18 protein-coding genes are annotated in these 18,966 nt (G+C 64.2%); 4 read left to right on the forward strand and 14 right to left on the reverse strand.

Annotated elements, in window-relative coordinates; all coding sequences use genetic code 11:
• Nucleotides 1-145: 145 nt before the first annotated feature.
• Genes J7J55_01975 through efp form a run of 7 tightly spaced genes read right to left on the reverse strand, consistent with a single transcriptional unit; the run spans nt 146 to nt 3,606 of the window.
• On the reverse strand, nt 146-1,150 hold the full coding sequence (locus J7J55_01975) for a hypothetical protein (GenBank protein ID MCD6141472.1): 1,005 nt from the start codon (nt 1,148-1,150) through the stop codon (nt 146-148).
• Nucleotides 1,147-1,539 (reverse strand): transcription antitermination factor NusB, encoded by a 393-nt coding sequence (gene nusB / locus J7J55_01980; protein ID MCD6141473.1) that lies wholly within the window; start codon nt 1,537-1,539, stop codon nt 1,147-1,149. Before nusB ends, J7J55_01975 begins: the two co-directional genes overlap by 4 nt.
• Nucleotides 1,536-1,736: a hypothetical protein gene (locus tag J7J55_01985; GenBank protein MCD6141474.1), complete on the reverse strand. Its 201-nt coding sequence runs from the start codon at nt 1,734-1,736 to the stop codon at nt 1,536-1,538. The genes nusB and J7J55_01985 overlap by 4 nt, the downstream gene beginning before the upstream one ends.
• Complete coding sequence (locus J7J55_01990) at nt 1,720-2,277, reverse strand: hypothetical protein (protein MCD6141475.1); 558 nt, start codon at nt 2,275-2,277, stop codon at nt 1,720-1,722. Before J7J55_01990 ends, J7J55_01985 begins: the two co-directional genes overlap by 17 nt.
• A complete protein-coding gene (locus J7J55_01995; protein ID MCD6141476.1) occupies nt 2,274-2,639 on the reverse strand; it encodes an Asp23/Gls24 family envelope stress response protein in 366 nt (121 codons plus the stop codon). Before J7J55_01995 ends, J7J55_01990 begins: the two co-directional genes overlap by 4 nt.
• Nucleotides 2,640-2,652: 13 nt before the next feature.
• A complete protein-coding gene (locus tag J7J55_02000; GenBank protein ID MCD6141477.1) occupies nt 2,653-3,036 on the reverse strand; it encodes an Asp23/Gls24 family envelope stress response protein in 384 nt (127 codons plus the stop codon).
• A 9-nt stretch (nt 3,037-3,045) separates the two neighbouring features.
• Entirely contained in the window at nt 3,046-3,606 is a 561-nt protein-coding gene (gene efp, locus J7J55_02005) for an elongation factor P (GenBank protein MCD6141478.1), read from the reverse strand.
• A 99-nt stretch (nt 3,607-3,705) separates the two neighbouring features.
• Here efp and thpR point away from each other — a divergent pair, with 99 nt between their 5' ends.
• From thpR to J7J55_02020, 3 genes are read left to right on the forward strand one after another with little or no spacing between them, the layout of a single operon-like run.
• Nucleotides 3,706-4,269, forward strand: coding sequence for an RNA 2',3'-cyclic phosphodiesterase (thpR, locus tag J7J55_02010; GenBank protein MCD6141479.1), 564 nt, complete (start codon nt 3,706-3,708; stop codon nt 4,267-4,269).
• Nucleotides 4,270-4,273: 4 nt separating this feature from the next.
• Nucleotides 4,274-4,699, forward strand: coding sequence for an archease (locus tag J7J55_02015; protein ID MCD6141480.1), 426 nt, complete (start codon nt 4,274-4,276; stop codon nt 4,697-4,699).
• An 11-nt stretch (nt 4,700-4,710) separates the two neighbouring features.
• Nucleotides 4,711-6,165, forward strand: coding sequence for an RtcB family protein (locus tag J7J55_02020; GenBank protein ID MCD6141481.1), 1,455 nt, complete (start codon nt 4,711-4,713; stop codon nt 6,163-6,165).
• Here J7J55_02020 and J7J55_02025 read toward each other — a convergent pair.
• From J7J55_02025 to J7J55_02055, 7 genes are all read right to left on the reverse strand, one after another.
• Nucleotides 6,155-7,456 (reverse strand): YvcK family protein, encoded by a 1,302-nt coding sequence (locus tag J7J55_02025; protein ID MCD6141482.1) that lies wholly within the window; start codon nt 7,454-7,456, stop codon nt 6,155-6,157. The two genes, J7J55_02020 and J7J55_02025, sit on opposite strands and share 11 nt — an antisense overlap.
• Nucleotides 7,453-10,872: a DNA polymerase III subunit alpha gene (locus J7J55_02030; protein MCD6141483.1), complete on the reverse strand. Its 3,420-nt coding sequence runs from the start codon at nt 10,870-10,872 to the stop codon at nt 7,453-7,455. The genes J7J55_02025 and J7J55_02030 overlap by 4 nt, the downstream gene beginning before the upstream one ends.
• Nucleotides 10,872-11,186, reverse strand: a complete 315-nt coding sequence (locus J7J55_02035) for a septum formation initiator family protein (GenBank protein MCD6141484.1) — start codon at nt 11,184-11,186, stop codon at nt 10,872-10,874. The genes J7J55_02030 and J7J55_02035 overlap by 1 nt, the downstream gene beginning before the upstream one ends.
• Before the next feature lie 21 nt (nt 11,187-11,207).
• Nucleotides 11,208-12,488: a phosphopyruvate hydratase gene (eno, locus tag J7J55_02040; protein MCD6141485.1), complete on the reverse strand. Its 1,281-nt coding sequence runs from the start codon at nt 12,486-12,488 to the stop codon at nt 11,208-11,210.
• A gap of 153 nt (nt 12,489-12,641) precedes the next feature.
• Entirely contained in the window at nt 12,642-14,183 is a 1,542-nt protein-coding gene (locus J7J55_02045) for a peptide ABC transporter substrate-binding protein (protein ID MCD6141486.1), read from the reverse strand.
• Nucleotides 14,184-14,304: 121 nt separating this feature from the next.
• A complete protein-coding gene (locus tag J7J55_02050) occupies nt 14,305-15,216 on the reverse strand; it encodes an ABC transporter permease (GenBank protein MCD6141487.1) in 912 nt (303 codons plus the stop codon).
• A 1-nt stretch (nt 15,217) separates the two neighbouring features.
• Nucleotides 15,218-16,237, reverse strand: coding sequence for an ABC transporter permease (locus J7J55_02055; protein ID MCD6141488.1), 1,020 nt, complete (start codon nt 16,235-16,237; stop codon nt 15,218-15,220).
• 147 nt (nt 16,238-16,384) lie between these two features.
• On the opposite strand from J7J55_02055, the gene alaS reads away from it, so the two are divergent.
• The gene (alaS, locus tag J7J55_02060) at nt 16,385-18,949 is read left to right on the forward strand and encodes an alanine--tRNA ligase (GenBank protein MCD6141489.1); all 2,565 of its coding nucleotides are present in this window, start codon (nt 16,385-16,387) and stop codon (nt 18,947-18,949) included.
• Nucleotides 18,950-18,966 lie beyond the last annotated feature (17 nt).

Raw genomic sequence — 18,966 nt, forward strand, 5'->3', positions numbered from 1 at the left:
ACCCTGTTCTCTGAAATGGGGTCAATGATCGGGCACAGAGCCCGCCGCTTGCGAAGAAGCGAGGATTCGCCGCAGGCGGATTCCTCTTTCCCAGCCGCAGATAATAAGCGCGCGGACCGGAAAGGGCACAGGTGAGCGATTGTCGCTAGCAAGCCGAACTCACTCCTGATTTTGTGCGCCCGGCGCGAAAACCGACCAGGGCCGAGGCGACGTAACACGGAGGAGCGACGGAGAGGATCCCAGCGTAGTCGGAGAGCTCGAAGTGGAGGATCTCGTACCCGGCTCCGGGGCCGAGGAGCCCTGCGATGACCGGGAGGATGTAGCGCTGGTCGCTCTTCAATACCTCCTGCGACATTTGGAACGCCTCCTCCAGCCGCCGTTCACCGAGCCCGCGTGCGAGGACCTCCTCCACTTCGCGACGGAAGTAGGCTTCCAACCCCTCCTTTTCCTGCGGCAATTGTGAAATCCGCTCTTCATCCCCGTATCCCGTCCCGTAGTGGACGAGATCGCCGGTGGTGACAACCGCTGTTTTTGGGCCGATGAACCCGGCCAGCTCCCGGGCGATCTCTTCTCCCACCCCGAACGAGCCGCTCTCCGGATCGCGGGTGACTCCGACGTAAACCGGGAGGACTCGCGGCGGAGGAAGCTCGCGTGCGCGGCAGTAGAAAGCAAGAAGGGAAAAGAAGGTATCGAGGGAGAACTCGTTTTTCAGGATTCCGGAATCGGGCCGAACCGCCTCCGTAAACTCAACCGGGGCGATCGTGAGAGAACCGAACGGGGTCGGGATGGAGCCCCCGCGGGGAATAAATGCTCCGGAAAGCTGGGAGAACGCCGCCCTTCGCTCCTCCAGGGGAGCGGCAGGATCGCGCAGCAGCTCCAACCGCTCGGCGTACGGGGCAGGAATGGCCGAGGTGTGGAGAACCCCGAGCGCGATTATCAGCTCTACCCCGGCGCGGTGGAGCGCGGCGATCACCCGCGCCTGAAGCGGGCCAGCGTAGGCGAGGGCGGTGTGGGGGAAGGAGAGGATCGCCCGGTCTGCGAGTGCGGCGTCGAGCTGCGGGTCGTCCTCCGCTTCGGCAAAATACCCCTCGATCAGCTCCCTGCCTTCCGGCCGCACCAGTTCAGCCCGATAGTAGGGCTTCCAGTTCAACTTGCTTCGTGCTCCTTCCAGATCCGATCGAGGATCCCGTTTATGAACACCGGTGCGTTCTCGGTCCCGTACTCCTTGGCGAGCTCGACTGCCTCGTCGATCGCCACCTCGGGCGGGACGTCGTCGGAGTGGAGGAGTTCGTACGCCCCGATGCGCAGGATGTTCCGGTCGATCAACGCGAGCCGGTCGAACCGCCACCCGACGGTATGCTCCCCGAGCAATGCATCGATGGAGGCACGCTCGGCCATGATCCCGTTGAACAGCTCCTCGATGTAGCCCCGCTCATCCCCGGGATCGACCTCCGCCAGCATTTCGGCCAGGGGGGTATCCACGAACTCGCGCTGGTACAGGGCGCGGAGGACGAACGCGCGCGCTTCGTGTCGGTTCATCCCGCCCCGAACAGCCGGTCGAAGAACGCGCGAATCCGCTTTGTCAGATCCTCACGCGACTCGAGGTACGCCCCGACGAAAAACCCGAGGGATCCGAAGGCAAGGAGGATGAGGAACACCTTCCAGCCGGCGAGGATGAGGATCAACCCGGCGACGAGCCCGACCCCGAGGCCGATCAGCCTACCCGGAACTCGCATCTCCGTCCTCCTCCGGGCTCGTCGCAGCAGCGGAGCGGATGCTCCGTACCAGCACGGATACGCGTCCCACCTCCACCCCGGTCCTCTCCTTGACCCGGGTGGCGAGGACCTCCTGAATCCTCCGGCTCACCTCGGCCACTTGCTGGTCAGCGGAGAGGGTTGTCTCCACCTTGATCTCGAGCCCGCCATCCATGTGGCCGAGTTGGACGCGGAATCGTTCGATCCCGATCTCTTGCCGCAGGATTATGCTCACCAGCTCCCGCAGCGCGCCGGCGGAGAGCTCGATCCTCCCCCAATCCCCCTCTTGGAGGAACCGCCCGCCGGTTCCGTAGGTCCGGTAGATCGAGCCGATGAGGTAGACCCCGATCGCAAGGAACAGCGCCCCGAACGTGAGCAGTGCCGCCTCTCCTTCTCCTGAGGTGATAAACGGGGTGATGCTCGAGACCGGGATCGCTCCGACCGGGATCAGGATCAACACCACCCCGGCAAAGGCAAGCCCGAGGACGAATATCGATTTGAGGAGGATGACGACCCCGGTCATTCCTCTTCCTCTTCCAGCGGGAGCGGGGCTTCCGGCTCGACGAGCCGCTGTACGTCCACGTCGACCGCGTTCACCTTAAGTCCGGTCATCTTCTCGATCTCCGCCTTCACCCGCGTCTGCACCTGCTTTGCCACCTTGTGGATCGGTCGGCCGTAGTAGATGGTGACCCGCACCGTTACCTTGACGTTGTCCCCTTCCACCTCGGTGTCGACGTAGCGCTTCATCCCCTCCCCGCGGCGGAACGCTCCGTCACCGGGGCGGAGGTTGGCGATCCCATCGACTTCGGAGACGGCGATCCCAGCGATCGCGGTGACGACGTCCTTGGAGATGCTCACCCGTCCCTTCTCTTGCTTCTCAGCCATCTTGCATCCTCCTTTACTCCGCCTCCGCGGCGTCTGCATGCGAAGGCGGGGGGACGATCTTCTTCACGTAGACATCTACCCCGACTACGTTCACCCCGGCAAGCTCGGTGATGTCGCTCTCCACCTTCGTCTGCACCCCCTGGGCCACTTCGTGCACCGGGTAGCCGTACTCGACGGCGATCCGTAGCTCGACGCGCACCCCTTCGTCCGTGAGCTCGGTGCGGATATTGGGAGAGAGGTCCTCCCCTCCGAATATCCCCCTGAACCCGCCGCTGGGAGATGTCTTGACGATCCCATCGACCTTCCCCGTAGCGATGCGGGCGATCGATGCGATCACTTCCTCGCCCATCGTGATCTTCCCGTCTTGATCGACTATCTCAATCTTACGTTCCGCCATGTTCCCTCCTTACACCCGCTCCACGTACCGGCCGGTGCGGGTGTCTACCTTCAGTATATCACCCTCCTTGACAAATAAGGGGACCTGAATCACCGCCCCGCTCTCCAGGGTTGCGGGCTTTTCTACGTTGGAAACCGTATCTCCACGCACTCCGGGCTCGGTGTGCACCACCTTCAACTCGACGAAATTGGGCAACTCGACCTTGATCAGCTCGTCGCCGCTGTAGTAGCCGGTCACGTTCGTCCCCTCCACGAGGAACTTGGAGTTCTCCCCGAGGACGTCGGCCGGGATCGGAAACTGATCGAACCGCTCGTTGTCCATAAAGATGTAGGAATCACCGTCGTGGTACAGGTACTGGAGCGGTCGCGATTCGAGGAAGACCGATTCGGTGTTCTCCGCTCCCTTGAACGTCGTCTGGATGACCCGCCCGGTCTTTAAGTGACGCAATTTCGTGCGGGCAACCGCCCCGCCCCGCCCGCGCTTGGAATGCTCGTACTCGATTATCTCGTACAGCTCACCGTCGTAGCGGATCACCATCCCCCGATGCATTTCGCTTACCGATAGACCCATCGTGCAACCACTCCCTTCATGTTCTTGTCTTTATTCTCCACTTTCCGGCCGCTCGTGCAAGAAACGCCTCCGGTATGCTATGATTCAGGAGGGTGATCGATGATGCGCGCCTTCTTCTGCCTTCCGAGCGATAAAGGGTTGAACCGCATCCTGCTCGGGATCTCGACCGCGCTGCGTGCCCGGATGAACGCGCGGGTGAGCTGGGTGCCGAAGGAGAACTTCCACGTCACGGTCCGGTTCCTCGGGGAGATCGAGCCGGAGTTGACGATCGAGCTGGAGAAGATGGCGCGGCGGATCGCAGCGGAGATCCCTCCGTTCGACATCCCGATCGACCGGTTGGGAGCATTCCCCAACCCGGGACGGGCGCGGGTGATCTGGGCCGGGGGAAAGGCGCCGGACCGGTTCACCGCCCTTGTCGCGCAGGTGAACAGCGGGCTTGCCGCGTTCGGGTTTCCCCCTGACCGCGAGGACTCGGTCGCCCACATCACCTTGGGGCGGGTGAAGGGGAGGCCCGATCCCGGGCTCCCGCAGGCGCTCGCGGATCTCGGGGCGGGGTTGAACCACTCCCTGCACGTCGATCGCCTCGTCCTGATGGAGAGCGTCCTCACCCAACGCGGCGCGGTCTACAACCCGCTCTTCTCCGTCTCGCTCACCGGGAGGTGATGGGATGTACCGGTTCGAGTACCTCGACCACACTGCCGACGTGGAGGTGCGCGGGATCGGGGATACAGTGGAGGAAGCGTTCTGCGCCGTCGCGGCCGGGATGTTCAACCTGATGATCGCGCTCGACCGGATCGCCCCCCGCGAGTCACTCAGACTGGAGGTATCCGCCCCGCGCCTCGAACTGCTGCTGGTGGAGTGGTTGGGGCGGCTCCTCGGGGAGAAGGAAGTCTCCGGCCTGATCTTCTCCCGCTTCTCCGTCGGGATCGAGGAGACGGGGGACGGATTCCGGCTGCGGGGAGAGGCGTGGGGGGAGCGGCTCGACCCGGCCCGCCACCGCCCCGAGCTGGAGGTGAAGGGGGTATCCTACGCCGGGCTGCGGGTTGAGGAACGGGATGGGCGCTGGATCGCCCAGTGCGTGCTCGATACCTAAAGGAGGGAGAGATGGCTGAAGGGTACGAGATCGAACGGGTGAGCGATGCCGAGTGGCTGATCCCCGCGACGGGCGAAATGCGCGTCCCGGGGAGGGTGTTCGTCGATCCGGAGATGATGGAGGACCTGCAGGGGGAGCTATCCGGGGAGTGGAGCGCCCTGCGCCAGGTGCGGAACGTCGCCACCCTCCCGGGGATCGTCGGGGCGGCGGTCGCCCTCCCTGACGTTCATCCCGGGTACGGGTTTCCGATCGGAGGTGTAGGGGCGTTCGACCCGGACGAGGGAGTGGTCGTGGTCGGAGGGGTGGGGTTTGACATCAACTGCGGGGTGCGGCTGATGCGGACACCGCTTTCCCGGGAGGAGGTGGAAGACCGCCGGGATGCCCTGGCCGACGACCTCTACCGCACCGTCCCCGCTGGCCTCGGCTCGACCGGGAAGCTCCGCTTGTCCCTCACCGAGATCGATCGCCTCCTCGCTGCCGGAGCGGAATACGTCATCTCCCATGGTTACGGCCTGGAGGCCGACCTGGAGTTCATCGAGGACGGGGGGAGGATCCCCGGTGCCGATCCGGGGGCGGTGAGCCGCCGCGCCAAGGAGCGCCAGTTCCGCCAGGTGGGGACCCTTGGGGCCGGAAACCACTACCTCGAGGTGCAGTACGTGGAGGAGGTGATGGACCCTGCCGCTGCCGCCGTGTACGGCCTGCGGGAGGGGCAGGTTGTGATCTCGATCCACACCGGCTCCCGTGCCCTCGGCCATCAGATCGGTCAGGATTACCTGAAGGAGATGGAGGCGGCAACCCGGAAGTACGGGATCAGCGTCCCGGAGCTGGAGCTCGTCTGCGCCCCGATCTCCAGCCCGGAGGGGAAGCGCTACCTGAGCGCTGTCGCCGCCGGAGCGAACTGCGCGTTCGCTAACCGGGAGGTGATTGGGCATCTGGTGCGGGAGTCGTTCACCCGCGTCTTCGGACTGGATCCGGAGGAGGTGAGCCTCGTCTACGACATCGGGCACAACAACGCCAAGTTCGAGCGTCATGTCGTGGACGGAGAGGTCCGCACCCTGCTCGTCCACCGCAAGGGGTCGACACGCGCGTTCGGCCCGGGGAGGGAGGAGTCCCCAGGACCGTACCGAGCCGTCGGGCACCCGACCCTGGTCGGGGGATCGATGGGGACCGCATCGTACGTGATGCGCGGGACCCCTGCCGGGATGGAGAAGGCGTTCGGGAGCGGAGTGCACGGGGCCGGGCGGGCGGTCTCCCGCCGGAAGGCGGCGAAGCGTTACTTCGGAAAAGAGATCGAACAGGAGCTGAGGAAGCAGGGGATCGTCCTGCGTGCCCACTCGATGCGCGGGGTCGCTGAGGAGGCGCCTGGAGCGTACAAGGACGTGGAACGAGTAGTCCGCGCTGCAGCAGCGGCAGGGATCAACCTCCCGGTGGCGCGGCTCCGCCCGCTGGTGGTGGTCAAGGGGTAGAAGGACGGTGCGCGAACGCGCGGGTGTTCTCCACGATCGCCCGCGCCAGCTTGCGCGGATCGTGCTTGACCGTCACCTTCCCCTCCAGGGTCGCGGTCCCGATAAGATCAGCACGGACGACTGAAAGCCCGTACTCGTTCTCCTCCTCCAGGTCGTCCGCCACCGGGGCGGCCCGCTCCGCCCGGTAGCCGGTGAGGATCTCCTCCGGCGGGAGGGCATTGTTCACCAGGATCCCGTCGAACGCCTGCACCGATACGTACTGGTCGAGGACACGCAGGTGGTCGCGGAGGGTGAACCCGTCCGTCTCCCCGGGCTGGGTCATCAGGTTCGCCACCAGGAACTTCTCCGCCGGGGCGCGCTCGATCTCGTCCGCGATCCCGTTCACGAGGAGGTTGGGGATGATGCTCGTGTACAGGCTTCCCGGGCCGAGGAGGATCAGGTCGGCGCGGGATATCGCCTCCAGGACACGGCCGTACGGGGGGACGTCCTCCTTGGACAACCTGATCTCCTCGATCCGGCGCGGATCGGAGCTGATCCGGCTCTCCCCCTCGACCCACTCCCCGTCCTCCATCCGCGCGACGAGGTGGCATTTCGTCAGGGTGGCGGGGAGGACCTCGCCGCGGATGGCGAGGATCTGGCTCATTGCCTCCACCGCCCGGTCGAACCCGCCGGTCGCCTGCTCCAGCCCGACGAGGAGGAGGTTCCCGAGGGAATGGCCGGCCAGTTCCCCTCCACCGCGGAACCGATGCTGGAGGAGTTCGGCCATCCGCGCCTCGTCAGCGGCGAGGGCGATGATGCAGTTGCGCACATCGCCGGGAGGGAGGACATCGAGCTCAGCGCGGAGCCGTCCCGAGCTTCCTCCATCGTCCATCACCGTCACTACCGCGGTGATGTTCGCCGTCTCCTCCTTCAGCCCGCGCAGCAGGGTGGAGAGCCCGGTTCCGCCACCAATGGCAACGACCCGCGGGCCACGCTCGAGGAGACGGGTGCGAAAGATCATGTCCCCGGGCTTCTCGCGCCTCCCCGGAGCGACTCCGTGCGCGATCGAACGGACGAGCCGATTCAGGCCGAGCCCGAACCCAAAGATCCCCAGCCCCATCGCGATCCCGACGATCACGGCCCGGGCGGCTCCTGCCGGCGGAAGGAGGGAGTACAAGCGGCGGATCCGCTCCGCCCCGATCACCTCGAGGAGCCCGAGGACGAACAGCCCCATCGATACCCCGGATAGCGCGAGCCAGCGCTTGATCCTCATCCCGGGGTAGAGCCAGCGCAGCCAACCGTGCGGCTTCATCCTGTTTGCATCCCGGTTATGAGCTCCACCCGCCCCTCTCCCACGAGCTCCTCGATCGCCGCCCGGAGCGAGGGTGCCGCGGAGACCCGAAATCTGTCCGCGGCGCGGACCTCGATCCCGGCTCCGTCCTCCCCCTCCAGCCGGAGGACCACCGGGACCCTTCCCCTGTCGGAAGTCAGGCGGGCGGAGATGAGGCCGAGCTTCTCCGGGACCGCGTCCTCCGCCCGCAGCCGGATCAGGAGGATGGCGCTCCCCCTCTTCTCGAGATCGGAGATGGGGAAGACCTCCTGCACCACCAGGTTCGGGGTTCCGTTCCGCACCCCGGAGAGGACCCGCATCCCGATGAGCTCGTCCACCCGGAGGATGTCCCCTGCCGTTGCGAGCACGCGGGGAAAGACGGTCGCTTCCACCTCCCCGCGTCCGTCCTCCACCGTGACGAACGCCATCGGATCCCCCTTCTTCGTCGCGATCTTCCGGATCGCCTTCACCCTCCCCCCGACCAGCGCCTCATCCCCCTCGGGGAGGGAGGCGACCGCAGAGAGCGGAGTGGCGTACAGGGATAGGAGCTCGCGGTAGCGGTCGAGGGGGTGAGCACTCACGTAGAGCCCGAGGAGCTCCCGCTCGAACGTGAGCAGCTCCTCCGGGGTAAATTCTTCCGCCGGGACGGTGGGGTCGACCGGGAGGGAGTCGGTGACCTCGAAGAACGAACGCTGCCCGCTCGTTCGCTCCCGGCGGGAGATCTGCATCAGCTCGAGCCCGTCGGAGAGGCGGGCGAGAAGGCCCTTGCGCGTCTGGCCGAGGGAGTCGAACGCTCCCGCCTTGATCAGCGCCTCGAGGGCCTCGCGATCGACTCCGTCCCCGTCCACCCGGCGGCACAGGTCGAAGAACGATTTGTACCCGTCCCCGCGGGCGGAGATGATCCGCGCGATCGCTCCGGAGCCGACGTGCTTGATCGCCCCGAGCCCGAACCGGATCTTCCCCTCCGCCACCGGGGTGAAGTCGTGCTCGCTCTCGTTTATATCCGGGGGGAGGACCTCGATTCCCATCTCCTTGCACTCCCCGATGTACTCCGCGACCTTGTCCGTGTCCCCCTGCACGCTCGTGAGCAGGCTCGCCATGAAGTGGGTCGGGTAATGGGCCTTGAGGTAGGCGGTCCAGTAGGAGACGAACGCGTAGGCGGTGGTGTGCGACTTGTTGAACCCATAGCGGGAGAACTTCTCCATCTCATCGAACGTCTGGGTCGCCTTGTCGCGCGGGATCCCATTGGCGACGCATCCGGCGATGAACTTCTCCCGCAGGCTCGCCATGATGTCCTTCTTCTTCTTTCCCATCGCCTTTCTCAGGATGTCCGCCTCGGCGAGGGAGAATCCGGCGAGGTGTCGGGCCATCAGCATCAGTTGATCCTGATAGATCGGGAGCCCGTACGTGTCGGCGAGGACCTCCTTCAGCTTGGGATGGGGATAGGTGACCGGGCGGCGGCCGTGGCGGCGCTCCACGTACTCATCGGCCATCCCGCTCTCGAGCGGCCCGGGACGATAGAGGGCGAGCAGTGCAATCAGGTCCTCGAACCGGTCCGGCTGTACCCGCTTGATCAACCCGGTCATCCCCGAGCTCTCCAGCTGGAATATCCCGGCCGTCTTCCCCTCCCGGAGCAGGGCGAACGTCTCCGGGTCGTCGAGCGGGATCTTTTCCAGCTCGATCTCGATCCCATCCCGACGCAACGCTTGGCACGTGTCGTCGAGCAGGGTGAGGTTGCGCAGCCCGAGGAAGTCGAACTTCAACAGCCCGACCGCCTCGACGTCGGTCATGTCGTACTGGGTGACGCACTCCCCGTCGGTCAGCCGGAGGAGAGGAACGTGGTTGATCAGGGCGTCCGGGGCGATCACCACCCCGGCGGCGTGGGTCGAGGTGTTGCGGGAGAGGCCCTCGAGGCGGAGGCCGATGTCGATGATCTGGCGGACCTTGTCGTCCGTCTCGTACAGGTCACGCAGCTCGGCCACCTTCTCCACCGCCACCTTCAGCCGATAGCCGAACGGGATTAGCTTGGCGAGCCGGTCGGTGACCGCGTACGGGACCCCAAGGACGCGGCCGACGTCGCGCACCACGCTGCGGGCGGCCATCCGGTCGTAGGTCGCGATCTGGGCCATCTTGTCCTTCCCGTACTTCTCCTGCACGTACTGGATCACCCGGTCGCGGCCGCGTACGCAGAAGTCGATGTCGAAATCGGGCATGCTGATCCGCTCCGGGTTGAGGAACCGCTCGAAGATCAGGTTGTACTTGAGGGGGTCGACGCTGGTGATCCCGAGGGCATAAGCGACCAGGCTCCCGGCCGCCGATCCCCGCCCCGGTCCGACCGGGATCCCCTCCTCGCGGGCGAACCGGACGAAGTCCCACACGATCAGGAAGTAGGTGGCGTAGTTCATCCGCTCGATCACGGAAAGCTCGTACTCGAGCCGTTCCTTGACTGCCCCCTCCACGCTCCCGTATCGTTCCTTCGCTCCCTGGTACGCGAGCTTGCGCAGGTAGGAGTTCGGGTCGGACTCCCCCGCAGGAAGGGAAAACGGGGGGATCATCGTTTTTCCGAACGGGATCTCCAGGTTGCAGCGGTCGGCGATGACGCGGGTGTTCTCGATCGCCTCGGGGACGTCCGCGAACAGCTCCTCCATCTCGTCCCCGCAGCGGAAGTGGTACCCCTCCCCGTCGAAGGTGCGGTGATCGGGGTCGGAGAGGGTCTTGTTGGCGCGGATGTTGAGCAGGACCTCATGGGCGAGGCGATCCTCCGGATTCAAGTAGTGGACATCGTTCGTTGCCACCAACGGAAGATCGAGGCGCCGCGCCAGCTCGATCAGCTTCTCCTTCAGGGCCTTACCCCGATCGGTCCCGTGGTCCTGGAGCTCGATGTAGAAGTTCCCCTTCCCAAAGATCTCGGCGTACTCGCGTGCCGCCTTCTCCGCCGCCTTCTCCTTCCCCGCCATCAGCAGCCGCGGGATCTCCCCGCTCTCGCAGGCAGACAGGGCGATCAGGCCGTCGCGGTACTGGCGAAGGAGCTCCTTGTCGGCGCGCGGCTTGTAGTAGAACCCCTCGGTGTGGGCGCGGCTGACGATCGCGATCAGGTTCCGGTACCCGATCTCGTTCTCCGCGAGGAGGACGAGGTGGTAGTAGCGGTTTCCCGCCTGGGGGGTGCGGTCGTGCCTGCTCTTCGGAGCGAGGTAGATCTCGCAGCCGATGATCGGCTTTATCCCCTTCTTCTGCGCCGCGCGGTAGAACTTCACCGCCCCGCTCATCACCCCGTGGTCGGTCAACGCGAGGGCGTCCATCCCGCACGCCGCCGCCCGGTCGAGGAGGTCGGGGATGCGGCAGGACGAATCGAGCAGGCTGTACTCGGAGTGCGTGTGCAGGTGGATAAACCCGGACATCAGTCTCCCTTCAGGAAGATGACCTTCTCCTCGCCCGGCTTCACCAGTCCGAGTTCCTTCCGCGCGAGGTACTCGATCGTCGCCGGATCGTCGGCATGGGCGAGCCGGTCGCGGAGGTCATTTTGGACCGCGAGGGCGACCCGCTCCTCTTGTGTGACGCGAGCGATCTCAGCGTGCAGGTGCCGGATCGTGAGGAACCGGTCGATGTAGATGAAGGAGAGGAGGCCGACGAGCATCAGGACAGCGATGAGGACGATCTTCTTTCCCCATCGCGGCTTGACGATCCATCCTTGCGCCTCGTCTCCTCCCCTCATCTTCCCCCGTTCGGTGACAGGCTACGGCCGGAACCGGGCCGGCCAGTCCGCCAGCCGCAGCTCGTACTCCTCCTCGATCCGGATCAGCCGGTTGTACTTCGCCACCCGCTCGGAACGGGAGATCGAACCGCTCTTGAGCTGTCCGCACGCCGTCCCGGTGGCAAGGTCGGCGATCGAGGTGTCCTCGGTCTCCCCGGAGCGGTGGGATACGACGCATGTGTAGCCGGCGGAGTGAGCAAGGTCCATCGTCTCCAGGGTCTCGGTTACCGTCCCGATCTGGTTCAGCTTGATGAGGATCGAGTTGGCGATCCCCATGTCGATCCCCCGCTGCAACAACTTGGGATTGGTGACGAAGTTGTCGTCCCCCACGATCTGGATCTTCTTTCCCAGCCGTGCGGTGATCAGCTGCCAGCCGGCGTCGTCCCCCTCGGCGAGCCCGTCCTCGATCGAGATGATCGGGTACTCGTCCACCCATTTCTCGTAGATCGCGACCAGTTCATCCGCCGGGAGGGTCTCCACCTGGCCGGCCACGGTGAAGCGGTACTTCCCATCGGAGAAGAAGCTCGACGCTGCGGCGTCGAGCGCCAGGGCCACGTCCTCTCCGGGTCGATATCCCGTCTTCTCGATCGCCTCTACCAGGAGCTTGAGCGCCTCCTCGTTCTCGTTCAGGTTGGGGGCGAACCCGCCCTCATCCCCGACCGCGGTGGACAGCCCCCGCTCCTTCAGGATCCCCTTCAGGGTGTGGAAGACCTCGGAGCAGGCGCGGATCGCGTCCCGGACCGTGTCCGGGCCGATCGGGACGAGCATGAACTCCTGGATATCGACGTTGTTGTCCGCATGCTCCCCGCCGTTGAGGACGTTCATCATCGGCCGAGGCAAAAGCGGCTCCCGCGCCCCAGCGATGTAGCGGAAGAGCGGGATCTCCAGGCTGTCGGCCGCCGCGCGCGCCACCGCGAGGGAGACCCCGAGGATCGCGTTTGCCCCCAGCATGCTCTTGTTCTCCGTCCCGTCGAGCTGGAGGAGGAGGCGGTCGATCTTCGCCTGGTCGAGCGCATCCTGGCCGATCACCGCCGGGCCGATCTCGTCCATCACGTTCTTGACCGCCTTCTGCACACCCTTGCCGTGGAACCGGTTTGGATCGCCGTCCCGCAGTTCGAGCGCCTCCCGCGTCCCCTTGGAAGCGCCGGAGGGGATCGCCGCTCGGCCGAACGCCCCGTCCTCGAGCCATACATCGACCTCGATCGTCGGATTCCCGCGCGAATCGAGGATTTCCCGTGCGATTATCTCTTCGATCAGTACCATGAGATGACCTCCTTAGATGTCTAGTCGGAGTATAAACCTCACCGGGCCGGAGGAGCAAGGTCACGGGCCGGGGGGATGACCCCGGACACCCGTCATGAGAGGAGAAGAAAAAAAGCCGGGGCCGAAACTCGGCCCCGGCGGTTCAATCGGTCGTTATTCCTTGTAGATGTCCCAGAGATAGATGTCCATCGTGACGTTCAGGAACGCGCCCTTCACGTTCGGCCGCATGGCGATCACCATCTCGTCGGTCATCGACCACAGCGGGATCCAGGGCACGTCCTGCGCGCTCAGGATCTGGACGGCTTCGTACAGCTTCGCCCGTTTCTTGACGTCGACCGTGGTCGTTGCCACCTCGAGGATGTCCTTGTACGCCTCGTAGTTCGGATGGTGGTTGAAGAACGTCCCCAACCCCTCCGGAGCCTCGGTCGTCCACGGAGCGAGGAAGTTGGAAGTCTCGAGGTAGTCCGGGTGCCAACCGAGGAGGAACATGTCGAAACCGCCTTGCGACATGCGCTCGGTGTAGGCGCCCCACTCCAGGGACTGGATGTTGATCTGGATCACTCCAGTCTCCTCCAGGCTCCCCTTCAGGACCGCCGCCACGTCGGCCTCGGTCGTCCCGTAGTGCTTCGGGGTGTACCACAGGTTGAGCTTGAGCGGGTTATTCTCGTCGTAGCCGGCCTTCTTCAGCAGGGCCTTGGCCTTAGCCAGGTCGCGGTGCGGGAATACATCGATCGCGCCGAAGAACGGGGGATCGACCTTAGGCACCATGGTGTAGATCGGGTCGACCGTTCCGCTGAAGACCTGGTCCTTGATCGCGTCCCGATCGACGGCGTAGCAGATCGCCTGACGGACGAGCGGATCATCGACCGGGGGCTGGGTGACGTTGAACAGGATGTAGCGGATCCCCGGGCTGGGCGGGAAGTACTTCACCACCACGTTCGGGTTGCTCTCCAGGTCCTTGATGTCCTGCGGGCTGAGGGTGCGGAACACGAAGTCCACGTCTCCGGCCTCGATCGCCGCGCGCAGGGCGGCTGCGTCGGAGTACATCTTCTCGATCACGTACTTCGACTTCGGCGCCGGGCCGTAGTAGCCGTCGTACGCCTCGTACTTCACGTACTGATCGGGCTTGTACTCGACGAGCTTGTAGGGTCCGAGCCCGACGTACTTCCCGTTGGCGAAATCGTCCTCCGGGGCGCCGGCATAGATGAGGGCCGGGGCGATCCGGTCGGACATCCGAAGCAGGAAGATCGCGTCAGGCATGGTGAGGGTGATCTTCACCGTCAACGGATCGACAACGTCGATGTGATCGATTACCCCCTTGATCAGCCCGACTCCGCCTTCAGGCCCATCGAGGCGGATCGTCCGGTCGAGGGCCCACTTGACCGCCGCGGCATCGCAGACGGTCCCGTCCCAGAACTTGAGGCCGGGGCGAATGTGGAACGTGTACACCATTCCGTCGGGAGAGATCTCGTAGGACTCAGCCACGTCCGGGACCAGGTTCAGGTCCTCATCGACCTTCATCAAGGCACGCGTGGTGTTGCGGAGCACGTGCCAGGAGAAGTGGTCATAACTGTTGGCGAACGAGAGCTGCGTCACCCGGTCCGTGGTCCCCATGATAAGGGGCTCTTCGGCCGCAATCGCGAACGCGCTGAACGCCAACGCCATCAACAGGAATACACCTAGAATCTTTCGCATGTCTTACCTCCTTGCTCATTACTCTGAAAAATTTTCCAAAAACCGGTACCGTCGTTTTGTTGGGAGCGATCACCTCCTTATTTCCAGACTAAAATGAATCTAGCACACTTGCAATGCAAAGTCAAACCCTCTTCCGCTTCCGCTTCGGATTCACGAGATCGCTTATCCCTTCCCCGATCAGCCCAAACCCGAGCGACAGGGCAATGATCATCAACCCGGGGAAGGTAATCAGCCACCATGACCCCGACTGCAGGAACTTCTGCCCGTTTTGGATGTCGAATCCCCAATCCGGAGCGGGGGGCGGAAGCCCGAACCCGAGGAACGAGAGTGCAGCGACGGTGAGAATCGCATCAGCGAGGTTGAACGAGGAGACGGCCATGATCGCGTTTACGGTGTTGGGGGCGACATGACGCACGATGATCCGCAGGTTTCCTGCTCCGATGGCGCGGACCGCCTCGACATAAGTCGTCTCCCGCACTTGCAGTGCCTCGGCCCGGGTGACGCGGAAGTAGGTGGGGATGTACACAAATCCCACCGCCCAGATCATCGGTCCAATCCCGGCCCCGAACATGGCAACGAGGGTGATGGCGAGGATCATCGACGGGAACGAGTAGATCGCGTCCATGGTCAGAGAGAGCGCCCGGTCGAGGATCCCCCCGAAGTAGCCGGAGATCCAACCGAGGAGCGAGCCGATCGTCATGCTCAACGCCACCGCTCCGAACGCGACAATGATCGACGCCTTCCCCCCGGCGAGGACGCGACTGAACACGTCCCGCTTCAACTGATCCGTTCCCATCCAGTGGTGAACCGACGGCCCTTGGAGCCGGGGGGCATCCCGATACTTCACCGGATCGTACGGGGTGAACCAAGAGTACTGAGCGAGGATCGTCACCAGCATGAAGATGAAGACGATCGCCAGTCCGACCTTGAGGATCGTCTGGTGACGAAGGGCGTGACGGCCGCGGGTGAACCGCAACACAAGCCAATCGAGCAGGCGGGCGAACAAGAACTGGTGGGGTATACCCTCGGTCATTTCAGTACCTCACTCGTGGATCGATCACCGAATATAAGATATCGACGATCAGGTTGATCGCGGAGATGAATATCGCGATGAACACGATCGTCCCCTGGATCGCTGGCCAGTCACGCGCCTCGATCGACCGGACGAGGAAGCTCGCTATCCCGGGCCAGGAGAATACGGTCTCGGTGAGGACCGCTCCCCCCATGAGGATGGCGAACTGGAGCCCGAACACGGTCACGATCGGGATGAGCGCGTTACGCAGTGCATGGGAAAGGATGACTACCCGCTCTCGCACCCCCTTGGCACGGGCGGTGGTGATGTAGTCGGCGTCGAGCACCTCGAGCATGCTCGCCCGCGTCATCCGGCCGAGGAGCCCGGCCTGGGCAAACCCGAGCGTGACCGAAGGGAGGACAAGATGCTTAATAACATCGACGATGATCTTCGGATCCTTACTCAGGAACGCGTCAATCAGATAAAACCCTGTCACCGACTGAAAACTGAACGCTACCCTTCCCCCGAGGCGGCTCGCCACCGGGAACCAATGCAGCTTCACTGCGAAGATCACCTGCAGCATCAGACCGAACCAGAATAACGGCATGGCAAACGATCCAATATGGAAGACCCTTATTGAATGGTCGATCGGGGTATCGGCGCGGATCGCTGCGAGTATCCCGGTCCAGAACCCGAAGATGAACGCGAACAGCATTCCAAAGAATGCAAGCTCGAGGGTGGCCGGAAACCGGGTAAAGATCTCGGTGACGACCGGCTTGGACGTACGGAACGAATCACCGAAGTCACCGGATACGATATTCTTCAGATACTCCACATACTGGGCAGGGATCGGCTTATCGACCCCCATCTTATGCCGGTACTCGTCCATCAGTTGCTGGGATACGTTCCTCCCCCCGAGCATCGCCGCTACCGGATCCCCGGGCATCACCCGCAGAATGAGGAACACCACCGTGAGCAGGATGAGAAGCATCGGGATCGTGAACAGTAACCGTTGTACGATGTACCGAGCAATTCCTCCCATTACCGCCTCATTTCCTGGGAACAACGTGAGATAAAAAATCAACTGTAGTATAGCAAACAGAGGGGAAGATAGCAACTTCAGCCGGTCGGCTTTGATTTGCCGGTTTTAAGCCCGTAGAATCCCGGGGATAGCCGAAGGAGAGAGACAATGCAGGCAGACAAGCTTCGCAATCTGTACCTGGAATACTTTGAAGCTCACGGGCACACTCGCCTCCCGAGCTCGTCCCTCGTCCCCAACGACCCGACGCTTCTGTTCACCGCCGCCGGGATGGTGCAGTTCAAGGACATCTTCTGGGGGAGGCGAGCCCCTGACCACCCCCGCGTCACCACGTGCCAGAAGTGCTTCCGCACCACTGACATCGAGAACGTGGGCGTGACCGCGTTTCATCACACGTTCTTCGAGATGCTCGGTAATTTCTCGTTCGGTGATTATTTCAAGGAGGGGGCGATCAGCCTCGCGTGGAAGTTCGTCACGGAGGAACTCGGGATTCCCAAGGAGAAGCTATGGGTCTCGGTATATGAGGAGGACGAGGAGGCGTACGCGATCTGGAAAGATGTGATCGGGATCCCGCCCGAGCGGATCGCGCGATTGGGGAAGGAGCACAACTGGTGGGGACCGGTGGGAAACTCCGGGCCGTGCGGACCGGACTCGGAGATCTTCTACGACACCGGGGAGGAGAATGCGTGCGGTCCTGATTGTCGCGGGGTGGCGTGCGACTGCGATCGGTTCTCCGAGATCTGGAACCTTGTGTTCATGCAGTACGCCGCCCGAGAGGACGGGAGCCTCGTCCCGCTCGAGAGGAAGAACATCGACACCGGGATGGGCCTCGAACGGACCGCGGCGGTCCTGCAGGGGGTAGCGACCGACTTTGAGATCGACCTGTTCGCTCCGCTGATCGAGGCGATCGCGGCGGCGGCAGAGGTGGAGGATCGGGTGGCGCGCAACATCATCGCCGATCACGTGCGCGGCGGGCTGTTCCTCATCGCTGATGGAGTCCTCCCGGGAAACGAAAAACAGGGCTACGTCCTGCGCCGGATTCTGCGGCGGGCGGTTCGGGCCGCGGAACGGCTCGGGATTCCACCGGGGAGTCTGGCCGGGTTCATCGACCCGGTGATCGACGTGATGGGGAAGACCTACCCGGAGATCGTCTCCGCACGCGCGCTGGCGGCCCAGGTGATGCGAAGCGAGGAGGACTCGTTCCGCCGGACGCTCCGCGCCGGGGAGAGGCGACTCGAGGAGAGGCTCACCGCGCTGATCGAAGCAGGAGAACGCATCCTCCCCGGCGAGATCGCATTCGAGCTCTACGACACCTACGGCTTTCCCCTCGAGATGACCGCGGAGATCGCGGGTGAGCGCGGGATCGAAGTCGACCGGGAAGGATTCGACAAAGCGATGGCCGGGCAACGGGCCCGGTCGCGCTCATTTACAGAGAACGTCACCGTTTCAGGCTCTGTATCGCTGGATCTGCAGTCTACTGAGTTCGTCGGCTATGAGATCTTGAAAACCGAGGCTGAACTGTTGAGAAAGGTAGACGGTGAGCAGTTGGCCTTCGTGTTCGACCGCACCCCGTTCTACGCCGAGTCTGGGGGTCAAGTTGGAGATACAGGGTTGATCGAGAACCTCGACCGGCCGGGCCGGGCGGAGGTGACTGACGTGCAGAAGACTCCGGGAGGGGCGTTCCTCCACCGGGTTCAGATTCGCGCAGGCGAATTCGAGCCCGGGGATCGCTGCCGCCTCGAGGTGAACGCGGAAAGGCGGGCCCGGATCGCCCGCCACCACACCGCCACCCATCTTCTCCACGCTGCCCTGCGCAAGGTCCTGGGCGAGCACGTGATCCAGGCCGGTTCCCTCGTCGCGCCGGAGGAGCTCCGGTTCGACTTCTCCCATTTCTCCCGGATGACGGACGAGGAGATCGCCCAGGTGGAGGAGCTTGTGAACTCGGTCGTCCTCTCCGATATTCCGGTGGAGACGCAGGAGATGCCGCTCGAGGAGGCGAAGAAGACCGGGGCGATGGCCCACTTCGAGGAGGAGTACCGGGGGAAGGCGCGGGTGCGGGTGGTCTCGGTCGGGGAGTTCAGCCGCGAGCTGTGCGGCGGGACGCACGTCGCCCGCACCGGGGAGATCGGGTTGGTAAAGATCACCTCTGAGGAGTCGGTCGCCGCCGGGACGCGGCGGATTCATGCCCTGGCTGGAATGGAGTCCCTGCGGCAATTTCAGTCCGACGCGGCCTTGCTCGGAGCGGTGCGTGCCCGCCTCGGGGACGATCCGCTCGCCGGGATCGACCGGCTTGAAGGCGAGATCTCCGCGCTGCGGGAGCGGTTGCGCGCCGCGACGGAGGCGATCCTCACCGCCAAGCGGGATGAGCTCCTCGCAGCGGGGACGGAGCGGGTTGGGGAGGTGACCATCGTCTCCGGGAGGCTCGACCTGGAGGTGGACGCGCTGAAGCGCCTCGCCGATCTGATCGAGGAGAAGGCCCGGCCTGCAGTCGTTCTCCTTGGGGGTGCGATCGATGGGCGAGGGATCGTGGTCGCCAAGGTGAGCAAGGGGGTCTCCGCCCATGCCGGGAACGCGGTGCGCGCGATGGCTAACGCCCTCGGTGGAGGTGGGGGCGGGGCACCCCACTTCGCGCAAGGGGGGGGACCGAACGCCGCCGCGCTCGATCACGCCCTCGCTATCGGGAAGGGCATGGTCGAGAAGGAACTAGCCCCCTAGCCGGACTGGCATGCAGA

Source organism: Candidatus Bipolaricaulota bacterium (assembly GCA_021159055.1).
GTDB lineage: Bacteria > Bipolaricaulota > Bipolaricaulia > UBA7950 > UBA9294 > S016-54.

Excerpts from the sequence above, each read along its gene's own strand:
- nusB (MCD6141473.1), bottom strand. The coding sequence starts at position 1,539 with ATGAACCGACACGAAGCGCGCGCGTTCGTCCTCCGCGCCCTGTACCAG.
- J7J55_01985 (MCD6141474.1), bottom strand. The coding sequence starts at position 1,736 with ATGCGAGTTCCGGGTAGGCTGATCGGCCTCGGGGTCGGGCTCGTCGCC.
- J7J55_01990 (MCD6141475.1), bottom strand. The coding sequence starts at position 2,277 with ATGACCGGGGTCGTCATCCTCCTCAAATCGATATTCGTCCTCGGGCTT.
- J7J55_01995 (MCD6141476.1), bottom strand. The coding sequence starts at position 2,639 with ATGGCTGAGAAGCAAGAGAAGGGACGGGTGAGCATCTCCAAGGACGTC.
- J7J55_02000 (MCD6141477.1), bottom strand. The coding sequence starts at position 3,036 with ATGGCGGAACGTAAGATTGAGATAGTCGATCAAGACGGGAAGATCACG.
- efp (MCD6141478.1), bottom strand. The coding sequence starts at position 3,606 with ATGGGTCTATCGGTAAGCGAAATGCATCGGGGGATGGTGATCCGCTAC.
- thpR (MCD6141479.1), top strand. The coding sequence starts at position 3,706 with ATGATGCGCGCCTTCTTCTGCCTTCCGAGCGATAAAGGGTTGAACCGC.
- J7J55_02015 (MCD6141480.1), top strand. The coding sequence starts at position 4,274 with ATGTACCGGTTCGAGTACCTCGACCACACTGCCGACGTGGAGGTGCGC.
- J7J55_02020 (MCD6141481.1), top strand. The coding sequence starts at position 4,711 with ATGGCTGAAGGGTACGAGATCGAACGGGTGAGCGATGCCGAGTGGCTG.
- J7J55_02025 (MCD6141482.1), bottom strand. The coding sequence starts at position 7,456 with ATGAAGCCGCACGGTTGGCTGCGCTGGCTCTACCCCGGGATGAGGATC.
- J7J55_02030 (MCD6141483.1), bottom strand. The coding sequence starts at position 10,872 with ATGTCCGGGTTTATCCACCTGCACACGCACTCCGAGTACAGCCTGCTC.
- J7J55_02035 (MCD6141484.1), bottom strand. The coding sequence starts at position 11,186 with ATGAGGGGAGGAGACGAGGCGCAAGGATGGATCGTCAAGCCGCGATGG.
- eno (MCD6141485.1), bottom strand. The coding sequence starts at position 12,488 with ATGGTACTGATCGAAGAGATAATCGCACGGGAAATCCTCGATTCGCGC.
- J7J55_02045 (MCD6141486.1), bottom strand. The coding sequence starts at position 14,183 with ATGCGAAAGATTCTAGGTGTATTCCTGTTGATGGCGTTGGCGTTCAGC.
- J7J55_02050 (MCD6141487.1), bottom strand. The coding sequence starts at position 15,216 with ATGACCGAGGGTATACCCCACCAGTTCTTGTTCGCCCGCCTGCTCGAT.
- J7J55_02055 (MCD6141488.1), bottom strand. The coding sequence starts at position 16,237 with ATGGGAGGAATTGCTCGGTACATCGTACAACGGTTACTGTTCACGATC.
- alaS (MCD6141489.1), top strand. The coding sequence starts at position 16,385 with ATGCAGGCAGACAAGCTTCGCAATCTGTACCTGGAATACTTTGAAGCT.